General features: G+C 40.2%; 24 protein-coding genes. 19 read left to right on the top strand and 5 right to left on the bottom strand.

Going from position 1 to position 24,029, the window contains the following annotated elements:
• Nucleotides 1-4: 4 nt before the first annotated feature.
• The 8 genes from NST65_RS08925 (at nucleotide 5) to NST65_RS08890 (ending at nucleotide 10,252) form a co-directional block, all read left to right on the top strand.
• Entirely contained in the window at nucleotides 5-937 is a 933-nt protein-coding gene (locus NST65_RS08925) for a sugar ABC transporter permease (protein ID WP_065214471.1), read from the top strand.
• A complete protein-coding gene (locus tag NST65_RS08920; RefSeq protein WP_065214470.1) occupies nucleotides 937-1,767 on the top strand; it encodes a carbohydrate ABC transporter permease in 831 nt (276 codons plus the stop codon). The genes NST65_RS08925 and NST65_RS08920 overlap by 1 nt, the downstream gene beginning before the upstream one ends.
• 31 nt (nucleotides 1,768-1,798) lie before the next feature.
• Nucleotides 1,799-3,139, top strand: a complete 1,341-nt coding sequence (locus NST65_RS08915; protein WP_065214431.1) for an alpha-glucosidase/alpha-galactosidase — start codon at nucleotides 1,799-1,801, stop codon at nucleotides 3,137-3,139.
• Nucleotides 3,140-3,477: 338 nt separating this feature from the next.
• The gene (locus NST65_RS08910; RefSeq protein WP_065214430.1) at nucleotides 3,478-4,938 is read left to right on the top strand and encodes a CoA-acylating methylmalonate-semialdehyde dehydrogenase; all 1,461 of its coding nucleotides are present in this window, start codon (nucleotides 3,478-3,480) and stop codon (nucleotides 4,936-4,938) included.
• Between the two features lie 220 nt (nucleotides 4,939-5,158).
• Nucleotides 5,159-6,697 carry a glycoside hydrolase family 43 protein gene (locus tag NST65_RS08905; protein WP_046311295.1) on the top strand — a complete coding sequence of 513 codons (1,539 nt, stop codon included), beginning with the start codon at nucleotides 5,159-5,161 and terminating at the stop codon, nucleotides 6,695-6,697.
• A 35-nt stretch (nucleotides 6,698-6,732) separates the two neighbouring features.
• Nucleotides 6,733-7,998: a glucuronoxylanase gene (locus NST65_RS08900; protein ID WP_342489371.1), complete on the top strand. Its 1,266-nt coding sequence runs from the start codon at nucleotides 6,733-6,735 to the stop codon at nucleotides 7,996-7,998.
• A 140-nt stretch (nucleotides 7,999-8,138) separates the two neighbouring features.
• Nucleotides 8,139-8,846, top strand: coding sequence for a response regulator transcription factor (locus NST65_RS08895; RefSeq protein ID WP_034283500.1), 708 nt, complete (start codon nucleotides 8,139-8,141; stop codon nucleotides 8,844-8,846).
• A gap of 2 nt (nucleotides 8,847-8,848) precedes the next feature.
• Entirely contained in the window at nucleotides 8,849-10,252 is a 1,404-nt protein-coding gene (locus tag NST65_RS08890) for a HAMP domain-containing sensor histidine kinase (RefSeq protein WP_046311289.1), read from the top strand.
• A 55-nt stretch (nucleotides 10,253-10,307) separates the two neighbouring features.
• On the opposite strand, the gene NST65_RS08885 is transcribed toward NST65_RS08890, so the two are convergent.
• On the bottom strand, nucleotides 10,308-10,616 hold the full coding sequence (locus NST65_RS08885; protein ID WP_041109292.1) for a DUF4870 domain-containing protein: 309 nt from the start codon (nucleotides 10,614-10,616) through the stop codon (nucleotides 10,308-10,310).
• 343 nt (nucleotides 10,617-10,959) lie between these two features.
• Between NST65_RS08885 and NST65_RS08880 the strand changes: the two genes are divergently transcribed.
• The 7 genes from NST65_RS08880 (at nucleotide 10,960) to NST65_RS08850 (ending at nucleotide 17,872) form a co-directional block, all read left to right on the top strand.
• A complete protein-coding gene (locus NST65_RS08880; protein ID WP_342489370.1) occupies nucleotides 10,960-11,802 on the top strand; it encodes a PRD domain-containing protein in 843 nt (280 codons plus the stop codon).
• 114 nt (nucleotides 11,803-11,916) lie between these two features.
• On the top strand, nucleotides 11,917-13,818 hold the full coding sequence (locus NST65_RS08875; RefSeq protein ID WP_065214429.1) for a beta-glucoside-specific PTS transporter subunit IIABC: 1,902 nt from the start codon (nucleotides 11,917-11,919) through the stop codon (nucleotides 13,816-13,818).
• Between the two features lie 23 nt (nucleotides 13,819-13,841).
• The gene (locus NST65_RS08870) at nucleotides 13,842-15,305 is read left to right on the top strand and encodes a glycoside hydrolase family 1 protein (protein WP_176544438.1); all 1,464 of its coding nucleotides are present in this window, start codon (nucleotides 13,842-13,844) and stop codon (nucleotides 15,303-15,305) included.
• A 167-nt stretch (nucleotides 15,306-15,472) separates the two neighbouring features.
• Complete coding sequence (locus NST65_RS08865; RefSeq protein WP_065214469.1) at nucleotides 15,473-15,865, top strand: MerR family transcriptional regulator; 393 nt, start codon at nucleotides 15,473-15,475, stop codon at nucleotides 15,863-15,865.
• 29 nt (nucleotides 15,866-15,894) lie between these two features.
• Nucleotides 15,895-16,815 carry an alpha/beta hydrolase gene (locus NST65_RS08860; RefSeq protein WP_065214428.1) on the top strand — a complete coding sequence of 307 codons (921 nt, stop codon included), beginning with the start codon at nucleotides 15,895-15,897 and terminating at the stop codon, nucleotides 16,813-16,815.
• 230 nt (nucleotides 16,816-17,045) lie between these two features.
• Nucleotides 17,046-17,318: a DUF2651 family protein gene (locus NST65_RS08855; protein ID WP_065214427.1), complete on the top strand. Its 273-nt coding sequence runs from the start codon at nucleotides 17,046-17,048 to the stop codon at nucleotides 17,316-17,318.
• A 131-nt stretch (nucleotides 17,319-17,449) separates the two neighbouring features.
• Entirely contained in the window at nucleotides 17,450-17,872 is a 423-nt protein-coding gene (locus tag NST65_RS08850) for a cytidine deaminase (RefSeq protein WP_342489369.1), read from the top strand.
• Between the two features lie 23 nt (nucleotides 17,873-17,895).
• Here the strand turns inward: NST65_RS08850 and NST65_RS08845 are convergent, their stop codons facing one another.
• Nucleotides 17,896-18,663 (bottom strand): pentapeptide repeat-containing protein, encoded by a 768-nt coding sequence (locus NST65_RS08845; RefSeq protein WP_342489368.1) that lies wholly within the window; start codon nucleotides 18,661-18,663, stop codon nucleotides 17,896-17,898.
• A gap of 347 nt (nucleotides 18,664-19,010) precedes the next feature.
• A complete protein-coding gene (locus tag NST65_RS08840; RefSeq protein WP_025093223.1) occupies nucleotides 19,011-19,901 on the bottom strand; it encodes a LysR family transcriptional regulator in 891 nt (296 codons plus the stop codon).
• Nucleotides 19,902-20,001: 100 nt separating this feature from the next.
• Here NST65_RS08840 and NST65_RS08835 point away from each other — a divergent pair, with 100 nt between their 5' ends.
• Nucleotides 20,002-20,949 (top strand): carbon-nitrogen hydrolase family protein, encoded by a 948-nt coding sequence (locus NST65_RS08835; RefSeq protein WP_024425171.1) that lies wholly within the window; start codon nucleotides 20,002-20,004, stop codon nucleotides 20,947-20,949.
• A gap of 47 nt (nucleotides 20,950-20,996) precedes the next feature.
• Here NST65_RS08835 and NST65_RS08830 read toward each other — a convergent pair whose 3' ends face one another.
• Together NST65_RS08830 and NST65_RS08825 are read right to left on the bottom strand one after the other, a co-directional pair.
• The gene (locus NST65_RS08830) at nucleotides 20,997-21,314 is read right to left on the bottom strand and encodes a monooxygenase (protein ID WP_197172879.1); all 318 of its coding nucleotides are present in this window, start codon (nucleotides 21,312-21,314) and stop codon (nucleotides 20,997-20,999) included.
• A gap of 11 nt (nucleotides 21,315-21,325) precedes the next feature.
• Nucleotides 21,326-22,252 carry a DsbA family protein gene (locus NST65_RS08825; protein ID WP_024425169.1) on the bottom strand — a complete coding sequence of 309 codons (927 nt, stop codon included), beginning with the start codon at nucleotides 22,250-22,252 and terminating at the stop codon, nucleotides 21,326-21,328.
• A 179-nt stretch (nucleotides 22,253-22,431) separates the two neighbouring features.
• Here NST65_RS08825 and NST65_RS08820 point away from each other — a divergent pair, with 179 nt between their 5' ends.
• The 3 genes from NST65_RS08820 (at nucleotide 22,432) to NST65_RS08810 (ending at nucleotide 23,963) form a co-directional block, all read left to right on the top strand.
• Entirely contained in the window at nucleotides 22,432-23,004 is a 573-nt protein-coding gene (locus tag NST65_RS08820) for a TetR/AcrR family transcriptional regulator (RefSeq protein ID WP_034622018.1), read from the top strand.
• Between the two features lie 68 nt (nucleotides 23,005-23,072).
• Nucleotides 23,073-23,498 (top strand): MarR family transcriptional regulator, encoded by a 426-nt coding sequence (locus NST65_RS08815; protein ID WP_342489367.1) that lies wholly within the window; start codon nucleotides 23,073-23,075, stop codon nucleotides 23,496-23,498.
• A 117-nt stretch (nucleotides 23,499-23,615) separates the two neighbouring features.
• A complete protein-coding gene (locus NST65_RS08810; protein ID WP_024425167.1) occupies nucleotides 23,616-23,963 on the top strand; it encodes a DoxX family protein in 348 nt (115 codons plus the stop codon).
• Nucleotides 23,964-24,029: the final 66 nt, after the last annotated feature.

Raw genomic sequence — 24,029 nt, 5'->3', positions numbered from 1 at the left:
GCCAATGAATGACATCACAAAAGCAAAACAGCCCGCCGCATTCACCTCTTTACCAAAACAAAAGATACAAAAACGCCAGAATTCATCACTTTGGTGGATGTACATGCCAGCTGTTCTCGTCGTCAGTACCTTTATCATTTATCCTTTTTTAAACGGCATTCAGCTTTCTTTTACGAATTGGAACGGTTTCTCACAAACTTATCAATGGATTGGTCTTGAGCAATATGGGCGGCTGCTTCAGGATCAAGCGACATGGCTTGTTGTCAAAAACACGCTTCTCTATGGAATCGGGAGCACTGTCTTACAAAATATCATCGGACTTGGATATGCTCTTTTATTAAATCAAAGCTTAAAGATGAAAGCCATCACAAGAACGGTCATCTATTTACCTGTCATGATCAGCCCGATTGCGATGGGCTATATTTGGTATTTTGTGTTTGCTTACCAAGGCGGTGCCTTAAATGATGTGGTGACGCTTTTTGGATTTGATCAAATAAATGCGCTCGGCAACCCGCAATTCAACACATGGATCATTGTGCTTGTCAACACATATCAATTCGTCGGGATTGCGATGATCATTTATTTAGCAGGACTTCAAAGTATTCCTAAGGATTATTATGAAGCGGCTCAATTAGACGGCGCAGCGAGCTCCCAGCAATTCAGGCGGATTACATTGCCGCTGCTTATGCCGTCGATCACCATTAATGTTGTGCTGAATGTCATTGGCGGGCTCAAGCTCTTTGATGTCATTGTGGCACTCACGGGCGGCGGACCTGGAGATTCCTCGCAATCCATGTCGACCTTTATGTATGATCTGTATTTCAAACGCCAGGATGCAGGCTATGCAGCGACGCAAGGGGTTTTCATGGCGGTCATTATCCTTGTCATTAGTGTCGCAGCGCTGATTTATTTCAAACGAAAGGAGACCGAGGTATGATGGATAACGCCTATAAGCGCAAGAAAAAATGGTACTCCTTCCTCGCACTATTGATCACATTGCTGCACCTCATTCCATTTTATATTTTGGTGACGACATCATTAAAGGGGATAGGAGATTTTAGTTCAAAATGGCTGTTTTCAAAAACGCTGCATCTTGAAAACTTCCGCACAGCATGGACAGAGGCTCAGCTTGGCCAGTCCTTTTTGAATACAGTGATCATTACGTTCAGTTCCGCTGTATTGCTTATTATGTTTGGATCTCTTGCAGCCTATCCGCTCGCAAGAAGGAACACAAAGCTGAATAAAGCAGTCTATGTTTTATTTATTGCCATTATGGTCATTCCACCGCTTACAGCCCTTGTCCCGCTCTATAAAATGGTCGTTCAAATCGGGATGATGAACACCTATCAAATTGCTGTTTTAAATAATGTGGCTGCTTTTTTGCCGCTGACAATTTTCTTATACGCAGGCTTTATCCGGTCGACAATTCCAAAGGAGCTTGAAGAAGCTGCCCGTATTGATGGTGCAGGGACACTCAGAGTTTTTTTCACAGTCGTTTTTCCGCTTCTGAAGCCCATTACCGCTTCTGTATTAATTATTGCCTGCGTGTATATTTGGAACGACTATCAATTTGCTATCTTCTTTTTGCAAGATAAAGAGATGCATACACTCACAGTCGCCTTATCCCATTTTTTTGGTCAAAATCAGCATCAGCTTCAACTCGTTGGGGCAGCTGCACTCATTGCAATGCTGCCAATGGTCACGATGTTTTTACTTTTGCAAAAATATTTTATCGCAGGGCTTTCACAAGGCTCTGTCAAAGGCTAGCCCAATATAGATGTAAAAAGGAGAGTCGTCTATGTCTAAAATTACATTTATCGGTGCAGGGAGTACCGTGTTTGCTAAAAATATATTAGGAGATTGTCTGTTTGTTCCCGCCCTTGCAGGCTTTGAATTCGCATTATATGATATCGACCACAACCGGCTGAAAGAATCAGAAACGATGCTCCGGCATTTAAAAGCAAATTACGGTGCAAATGTGACCATCCAGTCCTATCACAACCGGAAAGAAGCCTTAAAGGATGCGAAATATGTTATCAATGCCATCCAAGTTGGAGGCTACCGGCCAAGTACTGTCATTGATTTTGAAATACCAAAAAAATACGGATTAAGACAAACGATTGCGGATACGGTTGGGATCGGCGGCATCTTCCGCTCCCTTCGAACGATTCCTGTCATGCTGGAATTTGCAAAGGACATGGAAGAGGTTTGTCCAAATGCTTTATTGTTAAATTACACGAACCCAATGGCCACACTGACAGGTGCGATGCTGCGCTATACTCAGGTTCAAACGATTGGTCTCTGTCATAGTGTGCAAGTCTGTACAAAGGACCTATTTGAATCTCTTGAAATGGAACATGAAGGCATTGAAGAAAAAATTGCCGGCATTAACCATATGGCATGGTTATTAGAGGTAAAACGGGACGGAAAAGACTTGTATCCAGAAATCAAAAGACGGGCAAAAGAAAAGCAGCAATCGAGGCATCATGATATGGTACGTTTTGAACTGATGGATAAATTCGGCTACTATGTCACAGAATCCTCAGAGCACAATGCCGAATACCATCCATATTTCATCAAATCACGGTACCCAGAACTAATCGGTCAGTTTAACATTCCGCTCGATGAATACCTGAGACGCTGCGAGGAACAAATCAACAATTGGAATACAATGAAGCATGATCTAGTGGGGAACACACAGATCACACATACCCGCTCTAAAGAATATGGTTCACGTATCATTGAAGCGATCGAAACGAACGTTCCCTTTAAATTTGCCGGGAATGTGCTGAACACAGGCGGGCTCATTCACAACCTGCCTGAAAAAGCCTGTGTAGAAGTACCGTGTGTGGCAGATCGAAGCGGCATCATGGCATGCTATGTCGGAGAGATCCCTGAACAACTGGCGGGACTGAACCGGACCAATATTAGTTCACAGCTCATGACCATCGAAGCAGCAATCAGCGGGAAAAAAGAACACATTTATCAAGCGGCATTACTAGATCCACACACAAGTGCTGAACTGTCGATTGATGACATCATCAAATTATGCGATGAACTCATTGAAGAACATGGTGAGATGCTCTCGCATTTTGCAGATCCGAATCAATATGCCGCATCAACCAATTTACAGAAATAAACCAGCCTCTACCTGATGCAATGCGCATCAGGTTTTTTTATGCTGCAAATAGAGGATTGACTGAAAGCGTTTTTAATATTATGATTTTTCTAAAGTTAATCAAAAGTTAATCAAAAACAAATCATGAGTGAATCACATTCCGGAATCATTTCTCACAAACAAATGGCTGGGCGGCAACCTATCACACGTTAGAGCAAGCTTTTATCACAACGTAAACCAAAACAACAATAATATTTGACAAAGAGTGTATACAGATGGACGCCCGTTAGATGAGACAATGACAACTAAACACATCCTATAAGCATGACACATTTTTTCATAAAAAGGAGAGAGGGAACATGACCAAAACAGATGTACAAACGTTGAAAAATTATATCGGCGGACAATGGATTGAGGCAGAAACTAGTCAAACAGAGGAAGTATATAACCCAGCTACTGGCGAGATCATCGCAGAAGTGCCGCTTTCAACAAAAAAAGATGTCGAACATGCGGTACAGGCAGCACAAGAAGCATTTGCCACTTGGTCGAAAACTCCCGTTCCCCGCCGTGCACGCATTTTATTTAAATACCAACAGTTACTCGTTGACAAATGGGATGAGCTGGCTGAACTCGTAACGATTGAAAACGGAAAAAGCATCACAGAAGCAAAAGGAGAAGTGCAGCGCGGAATTGAATGTGTCGAATTTGCCGCTGGTGCACCAACCTTAATGATGGGAAAACAATTACCAGATATCGCATCTGGACTCGAATCTGGCATGTACCGATATCCAATTGGCGTCATCGGCGGAATTACACCATTTAACTTTCCGATGATGGTTCCTTGCTGGATGTTCCCGCTTGCCATTGCCTGCGGAAATACGTTTGTTTTAAAACCTTCAGAGCGCACGCCGATTCTTGCCGCACGATTAGCCGAATTATTTGAAGAAGCTGGTCTTCCAAAAGGGGTTCTCAACATTGTCCATGGAGCTCATGATGTCGTCAATGGTCTGCTTGAACACCAAAAGGTCAAAGCCATTTCATTTGTCGGCTCTCAGCCAGTTGCAGAATACGTCTATAAAAAAGGCACAGAGCATGGCAAACGTGTCCAAGCACTTGCAGGAGCAAAAAATCACTCCATTGTCCTCAAAGATGCAGATTTAGACGCGGCAACGAAACAAATCATTGGTGCTGCCTTTGGATCAGCAGGAGAGCGCTGCATGGCCGCGGCCGTTGTTGCAGTGGAAGAAGAAGTGGCAGATGATCTCATTCAAAAATTAGTTGATGAATCGAATGAGCTTGTCATTGGAAACGGAATAAATGAAGAGGTCTTTCTTGGTCCAGTCATTCGAGAGGAACATAAGGAGCGAACGCTTCAATACATTCAGTCAGGGATTGAAGAAGGCGCAAGTCTCATTCGAGATGGCAGGAAAGATCACGAAACAAATGGAAAAGGGTATTTCGTTGGACCAACGATCTTTGACCATGTGACAAATCAAATGAAAATTTGGCAGGACGAGATTTTCGCCCCAGTCTTATCAATAGTTCGTGTCTCTTCACTGACAGAAGCGATCGACCTGTCTAATCAATCAAAATTTGCGAACGGTGCCTGCCTGTACACAGACAGTGCATCAAGCATCAGAGAATTTCGCGAAAATATTGAAGCAGGGATGCTCGGCGTCAATATCGGTGTTCCCGCACCAATGGCATTTTTCCCGTTTTCCGGCTGGAAGGATTCTTTCTACGGGGATTTGCACGCCAATGGAACAGACGGAGTGGAGTTTTACACAAGAAAGAAGATGGTGACCGCTCGTTATATGTGATCAACACTCATCAATTAACTTAGAAAATGCAGTTCCAAAAGGAGAACTGCATTTTTTGTTGTCTTCTAGTCAAAAAGTAAGGGTTTTCATCGTGATTCCAGCAAGGATTTGCACTAGAAATCATTCTTTCTATTCATTCTTCATCAGTATCTATCAACATATTTTGAAATTGGGCCTAAACCCCAATATTAGGAAGATGAAAACAGGAGGAAATGAAACGATGAGGACGAGGATGAAGTGCGGCGTTGGTTTATTGATTTTTGCTTTGGTACTGAGTTGTTTACCGGTATATGATGCGAGTGCGGCAAGCACAACAATTGCAAAACGTGTAGGAAATGCAAACCCGCTCATAGACCACCACTTGGGCGCTGATCCGTTTGCGCTCACCTATAACGGAAGAGTGTACATTTATATGTCGAGTGATGACTATGAATATCACAGCAACGGTACGATTAAAGATAATTCTTTTGCCAATTTGAATAGGGTCTTCGTCATCTCTTCAGCAGATATGGTGAACTGGACAGATCATGGCGCGATTCCAGTAGCCGGTGCAAATGGGGCAAATGGCGGCAAAGGGATTGCTAAATGGGCAGGTGCTTCCTGGGCTCCATCAGCGGCGGTGAAAAAAATCAATGGGAAAGATAAATTTTTCCTTTATTTTGCGAACAGCGGCGGAGGGATTGGTGTTCTGACAGCAGATTCCCCAATCGGTCCATGGACAGATCCTATCGGAAAAGCGCTTGTCACGCCAAATACACCAGGAATGTCCGGGGTTGTATGGCTGTTTGATCCAGCCGTTTTTGTAGATGATGACGGCACTGGTTATTTATATGCCGGTGGAGGCGTACCAGGCGGTTCTAATCCAACGCAGGGACAATGGGCCAATCCTAAAACAGCAAGAGTCTTAAAACTAGGGCCTGATATGACAAGTGTTGCCAGTAGCGCCTCGACCATTGATGCTCCATTTATGTTTGAAGACTCAGGGATGCATAAGTATAACGGAACCTATTACTATTCCTATTGCATCAACTTTGGCGGCTCCCACCCAGCAGATAAACCACCTGGTGAGATCGGTTATATGACGAGCTCAAGTCCGATGGGTCCATTTACGTATAGAGGGCATTTCCTGAAAAATCCGGGTGCATTTTTTGGCGGAGGCGGTAACAACCATCATGCGGTGTTCAATTTTAAAAACGAGTGGTATGTCGTGTATCATACCCAAACGGTCAGCTCTGCTTTATACGGGGCAGGAAAAGGCTACAGATCTCCGCATATTAATAAGCTTGTGCATAATGCTGACGGCTCCCTTCGAGAGGTTGCAGCCAATTTTGAAGGGGTCAAACAGCTTTCCAACCTGAATCCTTATCAGCGGGTAGAAGCTGAAACATTTGCATGGAATGGACGCATTTTGACAGAGGCCTCTTCAGCTCCAGGCGGACCGGTCAATAACCAGCATGTCACAAACATTCAAAACGGAGATTGGGTGGCTGCCAGTAACGTCGATTTCGGATCAAACGGCGCAAGAACATTTAAAGCGAATGTAGCATCAAATACAGGCGGAAAAATAGAAGTACGCCTCGGAAGCCCTGACGGCAGACTCGTCGGAACATTAAATGTCCCTTCCACAGGCGGAACAAACAATTGGCGAGAAGTAGAAACGACAGTAAACGGAGCAGCTGGCGTGCACAACGTATTTTTTGTCTTTACTGGAACAGGTGCAAACCTATTTCAGTTTGATTCCTGGCGGTTTACTCAATAACAAAGGATGAGAAAATGATAGGAGAGTGGAAAAATTTGATGTCAATGATCAAAAAAACAATCTGTACTTTATTGATCTGCTTCACCATGCTGTCTGTCATGTTCATCGGACCTGGCGCAACTGAAGTTTCAGCAGCAGATGCCAATATTAATATCAATGCAGAAAGACAAGTGATTCGCGGCTTTGGCGGAATGAACCATCCAACTTGGATTGGTGATTTGACCGCACCTCAAAGGGAAACCGCCTTTGGCAATGGGCAGAATCAGTTAGGGTTTTCCATTCTAAGAATTTTTGTAGATGAGAACAGAAATAATTGGCACAGAGAGGTCGCCACAGCCAAAAGAGCAATAGAGCATGGAGCTTTAGTGATCGCTTCACCTTGGAATCCTCCAAGCCATATGGTCGAGACTTTCAACCGTAATGGTACAACTGCAAAGCGGCTGAGATACAATCAATACGCTGCATATGCTCAGCATCTGAACGATTTTGTGACGTATATGAAAAATAATGGCGTCAATCTCTATGCGATATCAGTACAAAACGAGCCTGATTATGCACATGAATGGACATGGTGGACTCCTCAGGAAATCCTGCGTTTCATGAGAGAAAATGCCGGCTCCATTAATGCCCGCGTGATTGCGCCAGAATCCTTTCAATACCTTAAAAATATATCAGATCCTATCTTAAATGATCCGCAAGCGCTTAGAAATATGGACATTCTCGGAGCCCATTTGTACGGAACCCAAATCAGCCAGCTTCCATATCCTCTTTTCAAACAAAAAGGAGGGGGGAAGGAGCTTTGGATGACAGAGGTCTACTACCCGAATAGCGATAACAATTCAGCGGACCGCTGGCCTGAGGCATTAGGGGTTTCAGAGCATATTCACCATTCGATGGTAGAAGGGGACTTTCAGGCATATGTTTGGTGGTACATCCGCAGATCCTACGGCCCTATGAAGGAAGATGGCCTGATCAGTAAACGCGGTTACAACATGGCGCATTTCTCCAAGTTTGTACGCCCAGGATACGTCAGAATTGATGCAACGAAAAGTCCTGAACCAAATGTTTTCGTATCTGCCTACAAAGGAAACAATCAGGTTGTCATTGTCGCGATTAACAAAAACAATACAGGAGTCAATCAGCACTTTGTAATGCAAAATGGAACTGCTTCGCAAGCATCAAGATGGATTACAAGCAGCAACAGCAACCTTCAGCCCGGTACAGACTTAAATATATCAGGTAATCAATTTTGGGCTCATCTCCCGGCTCAAAGTGTGACAACATTTGTAGTCAAACGCTAGAATCAATTGAATCACCAAAAGCCAATTTTCTCATTTCAAAAGAAAATTGGCTTTTTTTATGCAAATAGGAAGTTGATTTTTTCACTATGTTCTTACATTGAGTATAATAATGGCAATGACTTCAGGAGAGTGATCAATGTATGCCAAAGCATCAAAGCAAAGTATTAATGATCGATGATGAAAAAGAAATTTTGGAATTAATCAACACAGTATTAACAAGAGAAGGCATTGATCGCGTTATAACAGCTTCAACTGCCCGTGATGGGCTCACGAAATTCCACCAAGAACAGCCTGATCTTGTCATACTTGATATTATGCTGCCAGACGGTGAAGGCTATGATATTTGCAGACAAATTAGAGAGACCTCCCATGTTCCGATTATCTTTTTATCAGCAAAGGGAGAGGAAACAGACAAAATTGTAGGTCTTGCCATCGGCGGGGATGACTACATTACAAAACCGTTCAGTCCAAAGGAAGTCGCCTACCGGGTGAAAGCGCAGCTAAGACGGCTCTCATACTTGCAGTCATCTCAAGCGGATCCCGTCATCAAAAAAGGGCCGTTTGAGTTAAACGAGCAGCAAGCAGAACTGAAGAAAAATGGCGCGGTCATTGAGCTCACTCCGAAAGAGCTTCTGCTGATGACCTACTTCTTGCAGCACCCGAACCGCATCATCAGTAAAGAAACGCTTTATCAAACTGTTTGGGGGGAAGACTTCTTCGGTTCTGACAATACGGTGATGGTTCATATCCGAAGACTTCGGGAAAAAATAGAAAATTCCCCGTCCACACCAGAGTTTCTCGTCACAGTCAAAGGGCTTGGCTATAAATTTGTTGTAAAGGATGCGTAAGGATGAAATGGCGATTAACAGGCAGGTATATGGTCTCTGTCATTATCGTGACCATTATCACGGTCTTTATCAACTTATTCGTATTTATGATTTGGCTCGTACTTCAGGCAAACAGCCAGCATAACGAGGAAAATACGCCCGAAACCTTCACAAGATCATTTGAACAATACATCTCTTTTTCTGATCAAGGAATGACCGTAAACAAAGAAGGGCAGAAAGCCTTAAAACAACAGAATGCATGGATTCAAATTTTAGACGAAAATGGCCAAAACGTGTATCATGCGCAAGCACCTAAAGGATTAAAGAACAAATATACACCGATAGAAATCGTGAACTTACATAAATATAAAGATAAGCAATTATTATCGACCATTTATGCTGGCGGAAAAAAAGTAAAGGGCAAAGAATACAGCTACTTTATCGGTTTTAAAGACCCTTCCATCGGAAAATACCTATTCTCGTTTGACACGAAGGATTTAGTAACAAGATTCAATATCGGGACGATGATTTTATTATCAATTGATGCCATCATAGCATTACTCATTGGTTACTTATTCAGCCGGCAGCTCACAAAACCGCTCGGCCGTGCCATTCATAGCATCCAGCGGCTGGCAAACGGAGATTACACGACAAATCTGCCTGCTAAAGGAATTTATAAAGATGTCTTCTATAATGTCAATCACTTATCAGAGCAGCTCGCTTCAAGCAAAAAAGAAAAAGACAAACTAGAGCAAATGCGGGAAGAATGGATCAGCCATATTTCTCATGATATTAAAACGCCGCTCGCTTCTATTCAAGGCTATGCAGAAATCATGAAAGACCCAAAGTATCCTCTTTCAAAGCAAGACATCAGACATTACGCGGGCATCATTGAGAATAAATCATTATATATCAAAGATGTCATGGAGGATCTGAATTTAACGACAAGGCTGAAAAATAACGGCGTAATGCTCAATAAAGAGCTGGTCAACATTGTGTCACTGCTGCGGGAAACGTTAATTGATATTTTAAACGATTCAAGATATGCAGATCAGACGATTGAGCTTCAAACGAATGAAGACAAGCTCATGCTGAATATTGATAAAATCCTCATTCGAAGAGCGGTTACCAATCTGATTTTAAATGCCCTCGTTCACAATGATTCTGATGTGACGATCATTGTACAGCTTGAACAAAAAGAAAAAACCCATATCACGATTAAAGACAACGGCAGAGGAATAGAAGAGGCAGAGCTGGAAAAAGTGTTTGACCGCTATTACAGGGGGACGAATACAGGAGTTTCACATGCTGGCTCTGGTCTTGGGATGGCCATTGCAAAGGATATTATCGTCAAGCACGGCGGGGACATCACGATCCGCAGCAGTATAGGGAAAGGAACAACAATTGATATCCAACTACCAGCATGAAAATAGACAAAAAAACGGTTCTGATCAACAACAGAACCGTTTTTTTACCTATTATTTATTCTGAAAATACTTTGATGCCTTTCACAATGTTCCAAATGAAGAAGTAGATGGCAACAAGGAATGTCACTGCATATGTCGCAATTAAGAAAGGCCCCGCATGGCTGATATCTTTCATACCAAGTAAACCTGAACCAAGGATGCCAATACCAAAAATCAAATAAGGTATGACATGCGTCCATAATGATTTTTTCGCATGATATTTCACTTCGTCCTGACCTAAAAAATAGACGATAATTGGGAACAAAAATGGTGCAAAAAAGATACTGAAATAACATAATGATGACAAGACTTTATTTCCTTTCATAACGTTTCACCTCTATGATTTATTCACTACAAACACATTGTACTACCTCAACCTTAATCCGTATTAATCTGAACCTTACAGCAACCTTAAAAATGTTTACCTTTTAAAATAATTTATAAACGACATACTATAATATAGGTATTTAAATCTATTTTACCGAAAAAAATAGTTGACTTTGGTTTATCCTGTGTTTACAATAAAATCGTAACCGATGCAGGAGTGTTACTGATATCATCAGGCACCACCAAGTCAGGTAAACATGTTGTACATTTGTACGTTGTTTGCTGAGATTTTGGTGTTTTTTTTATGCTTTTTTAGCAGTTTTAGGTAAGGTGGGATGAAGATGTTCACCGTCGTTAAAGTTTTAAACAATAATATCGTATTAGCTCTAACAGACACTCAAAATGAAGTAGTTGTTTTTGGTACAGGAATAGGCTTTAAGAAGAAAAAAGGTGATACACTTGATGAGAGCGCTGTCAGTAAGACATTTTATTCTGATCAGACGTCTCCATTAGAATCTCAACTTGCCGCTATCCCAACTGATATTCTTTTATTAACTGAAAAAATCATTCATATGGGCGAAGAGATGTTGAATAAAAAATTAGGTTCTAGCATGCTGTTTTCGCTATCTGATCATCTGACTTTTTCAATTCAAAGGCATCAAGAAAAAATGGAGTATGAAAACCCTATTGTATGGGAAATTCCACATCTATATTTTCAAGAATATCAAATTGGGAAAAAAGCACTTAAAATTATTCAAAAAATGATGGGGATTACTTTTCATGATACAGAGGCTTCACTCATTGCCCTTCATTTTGTAAACGCTCAAATAGATGGTCAGTCTATGGGAGATACCATCAAAATGACCCATCTCACGAAGGAAATCGTTAAGATTATTCAAAACATTTTCGAGATGGTATTAGATAAATCATCGATAGATTATTCGAGGTTTATTACTCATTTGAGATATTTTATTGTCAGACAAGAAACAAATCAACCGTCGCAGCAGATGGATGATACATTAAAGGAATTAATTCAGGATCGTTATATGAAGAGCTATGCATGCGGATTGATTATTAAAGAAATGTTAAAGCGGGAATTCAATTGGAATGTCACTGAAGACGAACTGGTTTTTCTAGTCATTCATATTGAAAGGATTACAAAGAAACATCAACAGAATAAATGATTTCTTTTAGGCGTGTTATGAAAAAGCATTAACCTAAACAAATCTCCATTTAGAAGTCTTTCTAATGGTGGATTTTGTTTAGGTTTTTTTTTGTGAAAATGAAGGGGTGAAGACATGGGAAACAAAGAATTGGCGCAAGAAATTATCAAATTAATCGGTGGAACCGGCAATATATCTCAAAGCTGGCATTGTATTACGAGGCTGAGATTTAATATCAACGATGAAAAACAGGTGAAAGTAGATGAACTGAAAACAGTAGACGGTGTGCTGGGAGCACAATTCCAAAGCGGACAATTCCAAGTCATTATTGGAGCAAAAGTGGCAGAAGTCTATGAGGAAATCGACCATCTGATTGGTGAGAGCAGCAATGATTCTACTCCTGCTAAAAATACGTCAAAAATGAATCCAATCGAAGTCGTATTCGATGTCATTAGCGGAATTTTCACACCAATTTTGCCGGCGATTGTTGGTAGTGGATTGATAAAAGGGATCATGGCTTTGTTCGTTAGTTTAGGCTGGATGACGGAAAAAAGCTCTACCTATGCTGTACTTCAAATCTTTTCAAATGCTGTCTTTTACTTTTTACCTTTCCTCATTGCTTATTCTGCAGCGAAGAAATTTAAAACACGAGAATCTCTCGCGATGGCACTTGCTGGGATTTTATTATATCCGACAATGGTGGAAGGGGCAGCAAAAGGGGCAGATCCACTTAGTTTTTTAGGATTGAGTATTCCATTAAATAATTATACTTCTTCAGTCCTGCCGATTATTTTAGGCGTGCTGCTTCTTAGCTTTATTGATAAGTGGATGACGAAAGTGATTCCAAAATCCTTAAGCATCGTATTTACACCGGTACTGAGCTTAATGATTACAGCGCCTCTTACACTAGCTTTCATAGCGCCTATTGGAAACGTTTTCGGTCAGTATTTAGAGATCTTTTTCACTTCTTTATTCCATTTTGCTGGACCGATTGCAGGTTTATTAATGGGAGGCCTCATGCCTTTAATTGTGCTAACTGGGATGCATTACGCATTCTTCCCAAGCACGTTTGCCAGCTTTGAAAAAGTTGGTTACGATGTCATGCTGCTTCCGATGAACTTTATTGCCAATATGGCACAAGCAGGTGCCGTTTTAGGTGTTATCATTCGCACAAAACGAGTAGAAACAAGGTCTTTGGCGTTATCAACATTGCTTCCGAGTTTCTTTGGAATTACAGAACCAGCCATTTATGGAGTAACACTGAGACTGAAAAAGCCTTTCTATGCTTCATTAATAGGCGGCGCAGTTGGCGGATGTTTTTATGGTTTATTCTCCGTCAAAACGACAGCATTTTCAATTCCAGGAATGACATCTCTGCCAACTTACATTATGAAAGGCACAAATAATTTCCAGCTGGCTTTAATTGGAATAGCGTTTAGCTTTTTGGTCTCACTGCTTGCCACTATGTTTCTTGGCTTCAAGGAACCTGCCACAAAGGATGAAGGTCAGCCGGAAAAACAGGAAAAGCCATCTAAAAATCCAGAAAATGCAGTCAATCAACAAGCTGTGAGACAAGTAAATCCTTATGAAGTACAAGCACCTATAACTGGTAAAGTCGTTCCTTTATCTGACGTAAATGATGCCGTCTTTTCAAGCGAAATGATGGGCAAGGGAGTAGCGATTATGCCTGATAAGGGGGTGGTACAAGCGCCGTTTTCCGGAAAAGTAGTGACCGTTACACCTACTAAACATGCAATAGGTTTGGTTTCAGATGATGGGGTTGAATTATTAATACATGTAGGGATTGATACCGTCAGCCTAAATGGTCAATTCTTTGAGGTATTGGTGGAAGAAGGAGATGAAATCAACATCGGGGATCATTTATTATCATTTGATATAGAAGCAATTCAATCAAAAGGATTAGATGTCGTGACACCTATTATTGTCACTAATTCCTCGAAGTACCTGGATGTTATCTATACAGGTGACTCTTATGTCAACGCAGGAGAAAATAAACTCTTAATGCTTATTCATTAATCATAATAGAAGGGATGATTGAAATGAAAGAATTAAAAAAAGGATTTTCAGATAATTTTCTATGGGGTGGCGCAACCGCTGCCAATCAAATAGAGGGTGCATATTTAGAAGGCGGAAAAGGGCTGTCAACTTCAGACTTCGCTGCATATAAAGATCCATATGCAAAAGGAAAAGTGAACAACTTTACATTCGATGTTAGTTCAGCTGAACTAAACAAGTACAAAGAAAATCCTGATGCATTTGATTTCCCAAAAAGACGCGGAATTGATTTTTATCATCGTTATGAAGAAGATATTGCACTGTTTGCAGAAATGGGATTTAAAGTCTTTCGTTTGTCTATCTCATGGGCAAGAATCTTTCCAACAGGTTTAGAGGACAAGCCGAATGAAGAAGGATTGGCTTTTTACGATAAAGTATTTGATGAATGTGCGAAATATGGAATTGAACCGCTAGTAACGATGTCTCATTATGAAATGCCGATTACTTTAACAGAGAAATACAATGGATGGATGAGTAGAGAGCTTGTCCCATTGTTCGAAAAATACGCACGAGCGATTTTAGAAAGATATAAAAACAAAGTGAAATATTGGATTACGTTTAATGAAATGAATATGAACCTCAACAGCCTTTATACAGGTGCTGGAATTTTAGAGGATCTAGTAGATCATAAATTACAAGCTGCTTACCAAGCATCTCATCATCAATTTGTGGCAAGTGCCTTAACAGTGAAGGCTGCGAAGGAAATCATTCCAGATGTCCAAATTGGCTGTATGATTAACCAGATTGAAGCCTATGCAAAAACAACAAAACCAGAGGATCAGCTGCAGGCAGTCAAATCGAATCAATTGAATATGTTCTATCCTGATGTTCAAGCTAGAGGCGAATATCCAACATACATGGTGAAATACTTTGCTGATAATCAAATCAAGCTTGATATTAAAGAGCAGGATGAACAAATTTTAAAAGAGGGCACTGTTGATTTTGTTGCGATCAGCTATTATATGTCCCACGTAGCAGAAGCACGTGAAGATGCAGCTGAGCTAGCGGGTACGTTTGACAGTCCGATTAAAAATGAACACTTGGAATTATCACAATGGGATTGGCCGATCGATCCAATGGGTCTGCGCATTTCATTAATTAAACTGTATGACAGATACCAAAAGCCTTTATTTGTTTGTGAAAATGGACTTGGTGCAAGGGATACATTGACACAAGACGGAAAAGTACACGATGATTATCGAATTGATTATTTGAAAAAACATATTGAACAGATGAAAGAAGCCGTAAAAGAAGGTGTTGACTTAATGGGATATACACCTTGGGGCTGCATTGACTTAATCAGCTGCGGAACATCTCAAATGACTAAACGCTATGGTTTGATCTATGTGGATCAAGACGACCTAGGAAACGGTACACTGAATCGTTACCGGAAAGACTCATTCTTCTGGTACAAAAATGTAATCGCATCAAATGGGGAAGATCTATAAAAGCAGATTGAATGATGTAAAACACCATCGCGGGGCGCCTTAACCGGCGGCATGCGATGGTGTTTTATTTTTTACGAAAACGTATCTTGACCTTGAAGTATCGTTCAACCTTTATAATGTAAATATAGAAAGACAAAATCACGAAAAAGGAGTAACGACTTGAGTTGATGACTAGAGGAGAACTTGCCAAACAAACAGGAATAAGCCCTGCCGCAATTCGTTACTATGAAGAACACAACATTTTACCTGTCCCTAGACGCCGTTCGAACGGTTATAGACTATACACAGAAGATTATATCGTGAAAATTCAATTGATCAAAGATGCCAAATCATTGGGTTATTCACTAAAGGAAATAAAAGGAATATTGGAAATGCTGAGTCAAGACATAGAACTTGATACTTTAAAAAGAATTGTACATCAAAAACATGAAGAAATTGAAAAGAAAATTAACAGTCTCCGTCTCATACAAGACCTTTTATCTAACTTATTAAAGACTCCTGAGAAAGAAGTACAAGTGTATCTCAAATCATTTCGTATGATGAATCAGGATGACGAATAAACATATATGCTTAAAGGAGAGAAAACAAAATGAGTGTCGACATTTTTAATGGAGAACGTTCTGAAGAAAGTATTCAATTTGAAACATTATTCACGTCCCAAAGTAATAAAGAAAGTTTTGCTAGTGTCGAAAAAACCAAAAAACTTCTGTCTCAAATAGAAAATATAAAGCCTTATGCAATCGGAGACGATGTGAAATTAAAGAGTGAGATAAAGGAGCAGTCTTTCAAAGGAATGCAGGTTTTCACATTGAATGACCAAATGTCGCAAAAACAAAAGGTGATTTTATATATACATGGTGGTGCCTGGGTAAACCAGCCTCTCGATTTCCATTGGTGGTACATGGATAAATTGGCTAGGTCCCTTAACGCCAAAGTGATCGCTCCTATTTACCCTAAATTACCTCATTACAGCTACCAAGATACCTATCCGAAAATCTTAAATCTATATAAAGAAATACTAAAAACGGTTGAGAGTCCCGATCAATTAACGATCATGGGTGATTCAGCGGGCGGAAATATCTCTCTTGGCCTTGCGCACCTCTTAAAGAGGGAAGGTCTGCCGCAGCCGAAGGATATCATTTTATTATCTGCATGTGTTGATATGAGTTTAAGCAATCCTCTTATATTTGAATATGCCGATAAAGATCCCATTCTAGCGCCAGAAGGAATAGATGTCATTACAAAAATGTGGGCAGCAGATAAAAAGGTAACTGACCCATTAATCAGTCCAATTCACGGTGACTTTAACGGTCTTGCGAAGATCACTCATTTTATTGGAACACATGATATTTTATATCCAGATGCACTAAAGCTTGATGAAAAGCTAGCAGAACAAGGAATTGACATGAAAACCTTTGTTTATCCAGAAATGCTGCATGTATTTGTCGTCATGCCAATCCCTGAGGCACAAGACGCTAAGGAAAAAATCATTCAGGTGATAAATAGTTAGATTCTCTTTTCACATATCAAAATGCTCCGGCTTGAATATTTGAAAGCTTAGCGAAATGGGCTGCTTACTGAAAGCAGTCTTTTTCCATTCAACATGAAATACATTCGGAATGTCAATTCACCTCAGATTAAATATTTCTTAAATTCCAATTTTTGTTTACAACGTGCGAATTTCCTATTAATATGATACATATTCGGTTCTTCACCGGTTCATAAAAGGAGAGTGACATGATGAGTGCTTTCTTTCTCCATCCCATGGCGCTGATCTTATTTACATTGCCTTTATTATCATTGATATGGGGGATTGTTGGCTACTGCATCTTTAAGCGAGTTTACATCGTTCTTATCATCACATTTGCAGTCTCCACTATTTTCATATTTGCCTATACTGGGTTTGACATGTCAAATATGTATTGGGTCGTGGTGATGACCTTTTTATGCATGTGTACCTCTGTCATCACAAAAATCATTCGATATATGTATGCCCGCTATAAAAGAGCATAACGAAAAAGCTGATGGTCAAAAAATCAGCTTTTTTGTATCCATTCTACATCTTGCGGAACAGCCCATTATCTGAAGTTTGGTATAATAGATCAGTACATTCAAAACGAGCATAGAAGGGCGAAGGGAACACAATGCACACATTTGATCTTACTCCAAAAGATGTAGAGTTAATAGACGAAGCAAAAAAGAAGATTATGAGCCTTTATGAAGAGGATAAACACCATGTAGGAGCCGCTATCCGCATGAAAACAGGAGAAATGATCTCCGCTGTCCATATAGAAGCCTATATCGGACGGGTAACGGTTTGTGCAGAAGCCATTGCAATTGGCAGTGCTTTATCGAATGGATATAAAGATTTTGATACCATTGTTGCCGTTCGACATCCATATTCAGATGAAGAGGATAGAAGATTGAGGGTCGTAAGCCCTTGCGGCATCTGCAGAGAGCTCATTTCAGATTTCGGACCAGAATGTTTTGTCATCATAGAAATAGATGGCGAACTAGTCAAAGTGAAAATCGGGGAACTGATTCCACTCAAATATACTAGAAGTTGATATACAGCCTAGACTTAGCAGCTTCAAGCGTTCTCTTTGTTACATTCCAGATAACTGAAAAATCGCTCCACAAAATCAGCCCCATGTATGTTCTCCATATGCGCAGTATTAAAAATATATTGTTCCATATGCTCAAGCTTGCGCAGGCTGCGTACCAGTACTTTGCGATCCTCGTCAGAAAGATGAGGGTCATGATTTATCTTCAGCAATGCCTGTTTGACACGCGCGGAGACCTTTTCAACATATAGATGGTTTTTGGAAGCTGGCGGAATACATTGCGACAGGTCACAGCCTGTAAAGCGAACACCGTCAAGAATGCAGTTTTCAAAGTTGGCGATCAGCTTTTGTTTACCATTTCCCTCAAACGTTATATCCACCAGCTTACCGGTAAAGGTACAATTTACGATATTCGCTGCTTGTAAAACGCGGTCATTAAACCTGCATTGATAAAATGTACAGTTGATAAACACAGCATTTTCCAATGTCATTCCTCTCATATCACAGGAGGAAAATTCGCAATTCGTAAAAACAGCCTCGTCTCTAGCAATTCCAACAGAACGCAAATCGGAACGAGTAAACGTACAATGCTCAATCGTACTACCTGCAAAGAATCTCGCATTCGTCAGATCACACGTATTAAATACAAGATGACGCAGCTGACAGCTCCAAAATATAGGTGAATGAACATTCGAGTTGTTGATCGTCGTTCCGCTTATCGTTTCATGTTCATACCTGACAATATCAGAAAATATTTCGTTGTCTACTGACATTCCAGACTCAAGCCTTCTCATTGTGATCACCTATCATTTCTTCAGAATCTTTTCCAATGATGAATACCTTCCAGCAAGTTCATTTCGGTTTCACTAAGCGGTTGGCACTGACAAGTTATTATAAAGCTAGAAACATAAAGAGAGCGGTCATCGTTTTGAAATGCGCTTATATCAAAATGTGTATTTCACATTCATTTTTTGATCATTACATTCTGCAAAAGCCTGTACATGTGGAAAGTCTGTCATACAATGGCGTGGACTTGATTAAGAAAACGAGCAGAAAGTGATGACCTGATGGTCTCATGTCTATTGCATGGCTGACAGGTGCTATCATGGAGAAACTAAGAAGGATGATTTTTTATTTGTTTCTATTTCTGTTCCCCAGAATAGATATCCGCAACGATTTTTAAAAAAGCCTTCAAAGCACGTGTTTTATATCGATCTTTCTTCACGACAATGCCAATTTTCCAGGGAATATATTGACTGCTAATTGGTTTTACACAAATGTCCTCTCTGTACATATCCGTTAAAGGACTTGGAAGGATCGCCACTCCAAGTTCATCACGAACTAATGTCAAAAGCAAATCCCATTGTGTTGTGCTGTAAGCGATGTTGGGAACAAAATGTTCCTTACGGCAGCTTTCTAAAATCACTTGACTCAACGCAAATGAAGAATCAAACAATATCCAGTTATCCTCTTTAAGCTGTTCGAGTGAGAGCTGTTGTTCATCTTTTAAAGCGTGATTTTTTGGTACACAAGCTACAAATGGCGCTTCAAAAATGAGTTGTTCCTCTAATTCATGACTTTGCGCAGGTATGACAACAAAGGCAACATCTACTTCGCCTTTCTCAACAAGTTTTTCTACATGTAAGCCGCCCTCTTCAATCATTTCGAGCGTCACATCTGGATGCTTTTTAGTAAAAGCCTTTGCCACTTTGGAAAAGAAAAAGGTTCCAATTATTTGTGGCAGACCGATCTTTAAATGGCCGCGAATATGCGTGTCGGTATCACCCAGCTCCATTTGCAGCTCATTCATTTGCTGCAGCACCGCAATCGCTTTTTCATATACAAGCTCTCCTTCATCCGTTAACCTAAAAATTCGATTTGATCGATCAAAAAGGATGACTCCCAGTTTTTTCTCTAATTTTTGAATGGTTTTAGAGAGGGAAGGCTGGGCGATAAAAAGCTTTTCACTTGCTCTTGAAAAACTTCCACAATCCGCAATTGTTTTAAAAATTTCAAAGTCCCGTATGTTCATTTTATCCTCCCATTATTCCAATAAGGCATACTCATTATGATGATGATATATTGTACATGATAAACGTTTATTTTTACACTGAGAATAAGGAGGGGGTAAGATGTCAACATGTAGAGTTGCTGTTGTGCAAGCTGCTTCTGTCATTATGGATAGAGAAGCATGTACTGAAAAAGCCATTTCATTAACACTTGAGGCTGGAGAAAAAGGAGCCAATATTGTTGTATTTCCTGAAGCTTTTATACCTGCTTATCCAAGAGGACTAGCTTTTGGCGCCACTGTAGGAAGCCGTTCTCCAGAAGGAAGAAAGGACTGGCTTCGTTACTTAGAAAATTCAGTTCCAGTTCCTAGTCAAACGACAGACAGATTAGGAGAAGCAGCCCGCAAAGCTGGTGTCTACCTCGTCATCGGTGTCATTGAAAGAGATGATGAATCAAGCCGCGGGACTTTATATTGTTCCGTATTGTTTTTTGGACCAGATGGAACCTTACTTGGAAAGCACCGTAAACTAAAGCCGACAGGCTCTGAACGACTCATATGGGGAGAGGGGGATGGCAGCACACTGCCGGTTTTCGATACACCGTATGGTAAAATAGGCGCTTTAATTTGCTGGGAAAACTATATGCCATTAGCTAGAGCAGCGATGTATGCAAAAGGCGTCCAAATCTATATAGCCCCTACAGCAGATTCCAGGGAGCTATGGCAATCAACGATTCGCCATATTGCCGCAGAAGGCCGCTGCTTCGTTCTATCTTGTAATCAATATGTGAATAAAGAGATGTATCCTAAAGATTTAGCCTGCTATGATGAATTAGCATCTTCTCCTGATGAAATGTGCCGAGGGGGAAGTGCAATCGTCGGTCCGTTAGGCGAATATATAAAAGAACCTGTCTATGGTCAAGAAGAGATACTGCTGGCAGATCTTGATTTGCGTGATATTTCTTCTAGTCAATTTGACTTCGATGTCGTAGGACATTATTCAAGACCTGATGTCTTCCAGCTCGTCGTCAATGAAGAGAAAAAAGAAAATGTAAAGTGGATGAATCGATGAAATCACACGAAAAAAAGAGCAGCCATCCAGCGCTCTTTTTTCGTGTGTCAACCTTGATGAGTTTTTAATGGACCTTTTGTGATATGAGTAAGATGAGCATTCACGTTAAAGATTTTAGCGTTGATGTCTGTTATTCCAAAGCTGGTTATTCTTTTAGAATGCATCTCAAGATAGTTTTCAGCTGCTTCTTTTGTTTCGAATAAGTAGATTCCGCCAGCCTCATTCTTCTCGGGATTCTCCGTCCATATTTTCCATATGAATCCGTCTTCCTCATTTATACTTTTCGCTAAATCAGAAAACTCTTTTGCCATTTCATCACCGAAAGGGCCCTTCATCTTAAAATCCACCTGTAATAAATGTGCCATCGTCATTCTCCTTATATCGAAGTTGTAAAATACAGTTCTCCCAGCACTTCTTTCATTTGATACTGCTGCTGCGGAAGTTCTTTCTTCATAAAAGACCGTACATCTGATTGGTCAACATCGTACATTACTTCAATTTCTTTAGAAAATAGAAGTTTTTCTTTTTCGAGCAGGATAGAAACAGCTGGGCGCTTTTTCGGTTCAAGTTCTTCAGTGTTTAAAGCTTGCTTTAATCCTTCAACATAGACTTCAAATGAGCGGCCACCCGTGATTTTGACTCCTTTATTTTCTTCGTTGACGAAGATAATCGTTGGGAAACCTCTAGCACCAAGGTCTCGAACAAGAGTAAAATCTTGATCTAATAATTCCTGGCCGCTAGGCAGCTCCGCTTCATGGACAATCACATCTCCGTTAAGTCCAAGGTCGTTGACGATATCAATTAACACCGTGATATCCGATATATTTTGATTGAAGGCAAATAGCGCTTCTCTTGCACGGCGTAAAAAAGTATAGGCTAGTGCATCATCATGATGTTTTTGAATCACTTTGAACACACGAGAGGGCGGGTAGGAGGATTGAACAGGATTGTCAATCATTAAGGAACCATCAATTGGCATGCGAGAATGTTCTCCAACCTCTCTCCAGTGACCAGCAACATCAGCAGGCTTATAAATTCCGTTTGCAGGATCAATTGGACCACCATGCCATTTCTCTAACAGTCCACCCAACACAGTCTGGAAATGAAAATAATGTCCATATTGCTCTTTAAATCGACGCAGGACAGGTTCAATTGCCCAGCAATGCGAACAAATCGGATCTGTTACATAATAGAGCGTTATTGTTTTTTTAGGCTGTTGAAAATCAATCACCTGGATATCCTCTTCTTCACCTACACCACATACACCTGTTTCTATATCACAAAACATCTCATTGTTTTTCAATTTCATTTACCTCCTCAATTTTTGCAAGGAAACGCTATTTCCTAGAAGTTGTACGAATCAATCATTTGCATTACAATTAGATCTTAAAACACAACGAGTAAGACCAACACCAATAATTTCTTCAATTTGTTGTTTATCCAACAGATTGATAGATGTGTTGAAAAAGGAGGAGGGATAAGATGACGCAGCCAAAGACAGACCCTCGGGTTCTGAGAACGCGTAAGTTAATCATGGAGTCTTTTATGAAACTTTCATCGAAAAAGGAATTTAAGGATATTACGATCAAAGATGTCACGGCAGAAGCCATGATCAACCGAGCGACGTTTTATTATCATTTTGAGGATAAATACGATTTGCTGGATAAAACGCTGTCAGAAGTATTATCGATTAATTTAGAAAGTATTCATTTCAATCATCGTAAACTAGATGAAGATACGATCATCAATATTTTTAAAGCATTAACGAATTTTCAACAATCTCTGCATAACCGCTGCCAAGTAGAATATGAAACTGAACTTGCTCCTATTGTGAGGGAACAGCTTGAAATCATTTTTTATCAATTGTTAATCAATCAATATACAAATGTCGGAAAGCAAATTCTGAAGGTCACAGCTGTTTTTTTAAGCTGGGGAATTCACGGAGCTTCTGTTGAGTGGAGAAAAAATAGTTCGCACATATCATCAGAGGAGTTTATCAAATCAGCAGTGCCATATATTTTGTCAGGGATTGATTTTAAACAAGCAGATAGTTGATTTGACAATTTTCAAAGGCTTCACTAATATAAATGCTATAGCATATAAATTTCATAGAGGGTGTTTACATGGAGTTACAAGATTTAATAGGCTATCTCGTTCATCGTACCGATCTCAAAATGACAAATTATTTTACAAACAGGTTAAAGCCTTACGGGGTCACTCCTGAACAATGGAGTATTATCAGTATTCTGAGCAGTGAAAAGGGGACTACTCAAAAAGAATTAGCAGAAGGAATTGATAAAAATCAAACCACTGTCGTCAGAATGATCCAATCAATGGAACGAAAAGGGCTTGTCAAAAAAATCTATAACGAACAAGACCGGCGCTCACATCACCTGCTTTTAACAAAAAAAGGGCACGAGGTCAAAAAGGCCATTCTTCCTGTCGTCATGGATGCACACCAAACGGTAACAAAGCAATTAAGCGATGAAGAGATTCAACAATTAAAATTACTTTTGAACAAATTATTTCATTCACACTATGAATTTTGAAACGTCTAATCTGTAACAAACGATTTATATCTAATATATGCTATGACATATAATTTTCACCAGCTGAAAATTTGTCCATTTTGGACTGAGTGTTTCAGTCAAATAACTTAGAAAGATGTGATCACGATTTTCATACTTATTCTGCAAATGATATTGGCTGCTTTCTTTTTTGTAACAGGATCGAAAATTATATCAGGGAAAATGGCAGAAGAGTTCAAACGATTTGGTTTACCTGCTTTTTTTAATGTTTTAACCGGAGCCTTTGAGCTCATAGGCGCTGCTGGAATGCTGATCGGCATATGGATGCCAACAATAGCAATATTATCAGGCTTACTGTTAGGAGGCACGATGCTTGCAGCTGCCTTTACTCTGATCGTATTAGCCAAAGATCCCTTTAAAAAAGCACTCCCTGCACTTGTGTTATTCGCTCTCAGTATCGGGGTCAGCTTGTACCACATTCTTTAAGTTGATATCAGAATAAAACACAAAACCTAAACAACTCTCCATTGTTCTAATGGCGGATTGTGTTTA

It is taken from the genome of Bacillus sp. FSL P4-0248 (assembly GCF_038593305.1).
Lineage (GTDB): Bacteria > Bacillota > Bacilli > Bacillales > Bacillaceae > Bacillus > Bacillus safensis.
This window is presented reverse-complemented; position numbering and strand designations above follow the sequence as displayed.

Excerpts from the sequence above, each read along its gene's own strand:
- NST65_RS08925 (WP_065214471.1), top strand. The coding sequence starts at position 5 with ATGAATGACATCACAAAAGCAAAACAGCCCGCCGCATTCACCTCTTTA.
- NST65_RS08920 (WP_065214470.1), top strand. The coding sequence starts at position 937 with ATGGATAACGCCTATAAGCGCAAGAAAAAATGGTACTCCTTCCTCGCA.
- NST65_RS08915 (WP_065214431.1), top strand. The coding sequence starts at position 1,799 with ATGTCTAAAATTACATTTATCGGTGCAGGGAGTACCGTGTTTGCTAAA.
- NST65_RS08910 (WP_065214430.1), top strand. The coding sequence starts at position 3,478 with ATGACCAAAACAGATGTACAAACGTTGAAAAATTATATCGGCGGACAA.
- NST65_RS08905 (WP_046311295.1), top strand. The coding sequence starts at position 5,159 with ATGAGGACGAGGATGAAGTGCGGCGTTGGTTTATTGATTTTTGCTTTG.
- NST65_RS08895 (WP_034283500.1), top strand. The coding sequence starts at position 8,139 with ATGCCAAAGCATCAAAGCAAAGTATTAATGATCGATGATGAAAAAGAA.
- NST65_RS08890 (WP_046311289.1), top strand. The coding sequence starts at position 8,849 with ATGAAATGGCGATTAACAGGCAGGTATATGGTCTCTGTCATTATCGTG.
- NST65_RS08885 (WP_041109292.1), bottom strand. The coding sequence starts at position 10,616 with ATGAAAGGAAATAAAGTCTTGTCATCATTATGTTATTTCAGTATCTTT.
- NST65_RS08880 (WP_342489370.1), top strand. The coding sequence starts at position 10,960 with ATGTTCACCGTCGTTAAAGTTTTAAACAATAATATCGTATTAGCTCTA.
- NST65_RS08875 (WP_065214429.1), top strand. The coding sequence starts at position 11,917 with ATGGGAAACAAAGAATTGGCGCAAGAAATTATCAAATTAATCGGTGGA.
- NST65_RS08870 (WP_176544438.1), top strand. The coding sequence starts at position 13,842 with ATGAAAGAATTAAAAAAAGGATTTTCAGATAATTTTCTATGGGGTGGC.
- NST65_RS08865 (WP_065214469.1), top strand. The coding sequence starts at position 15,473 with ATGACTAGAGGAGAACTTGCCAAACAAACAGGAATAAGCCCTGCCGCA.
- NST65_RS08860 (WP_065214428.1), top strand. The coding sequence starts at position 15,895 with ATGAGTGTCGACATTTTTAATGGAGAACGTTCTGAAGAAAGTATTCAA.
- NST65_RS08855 (WP_065214427.1), top strand. The coding sequence starts at position 17,046 with ATGAGTGCTTTCTTTCTCCATCCCATGGCGCTGATCTTATTTACATTG.
- NST65_RS08850 (WP_342489369.1), top strand. The coding sequence starts at position 17,450 with ATGCACACATTTGATCTTACTCCAAAAGATGTAGAGTTAATAGACGAA.
- NST65_RS08845 (WP_342489368.1), bottom strand. The coding sequence starts at position 18,663 with ATGAGAAGGCTTGAGTCTGGAATGTCAGTAGACAACGAAATATTTTCT.
- NST65_RS08840 (WP_025093223.1), bottom strand. The coding sequence starts at position 19,901 with ATGAACATACGGGACTTTGAAATTTTTAAAACAATTGCGGATTGTGGA.
- NST65_RS08835 (WP_024425171.1), top strand. The coding sequence starts at position 20,002 with ATGTCAACATGTAGAGTTGCTGTTGTGCAAGCTGCTTCTGTCATTATG.
- NST65_RS08830 (WP_197172879.1), bottom strand. The coding sequence starts at position 21,314 with ATGGCACATTTATTACAGGTGGATTTTAAGATGAAGGGCCCTTTCGGT.
- NST65_RS08820 (WP_034622018.1), top strand. The coding sequence starts at position 22,432 with ATGACGCAGCCAAAGACAGACCCTCGGGTTCTGAGAACGCGTAAGTTA.
- NST65_RS08815 (WP_342489367.1), top strand. The coding sequence starts at position 23,073 with ATGGAGTTACAAGATTTAATAGGCTATCTCGTTCATCGTACCGATCTC.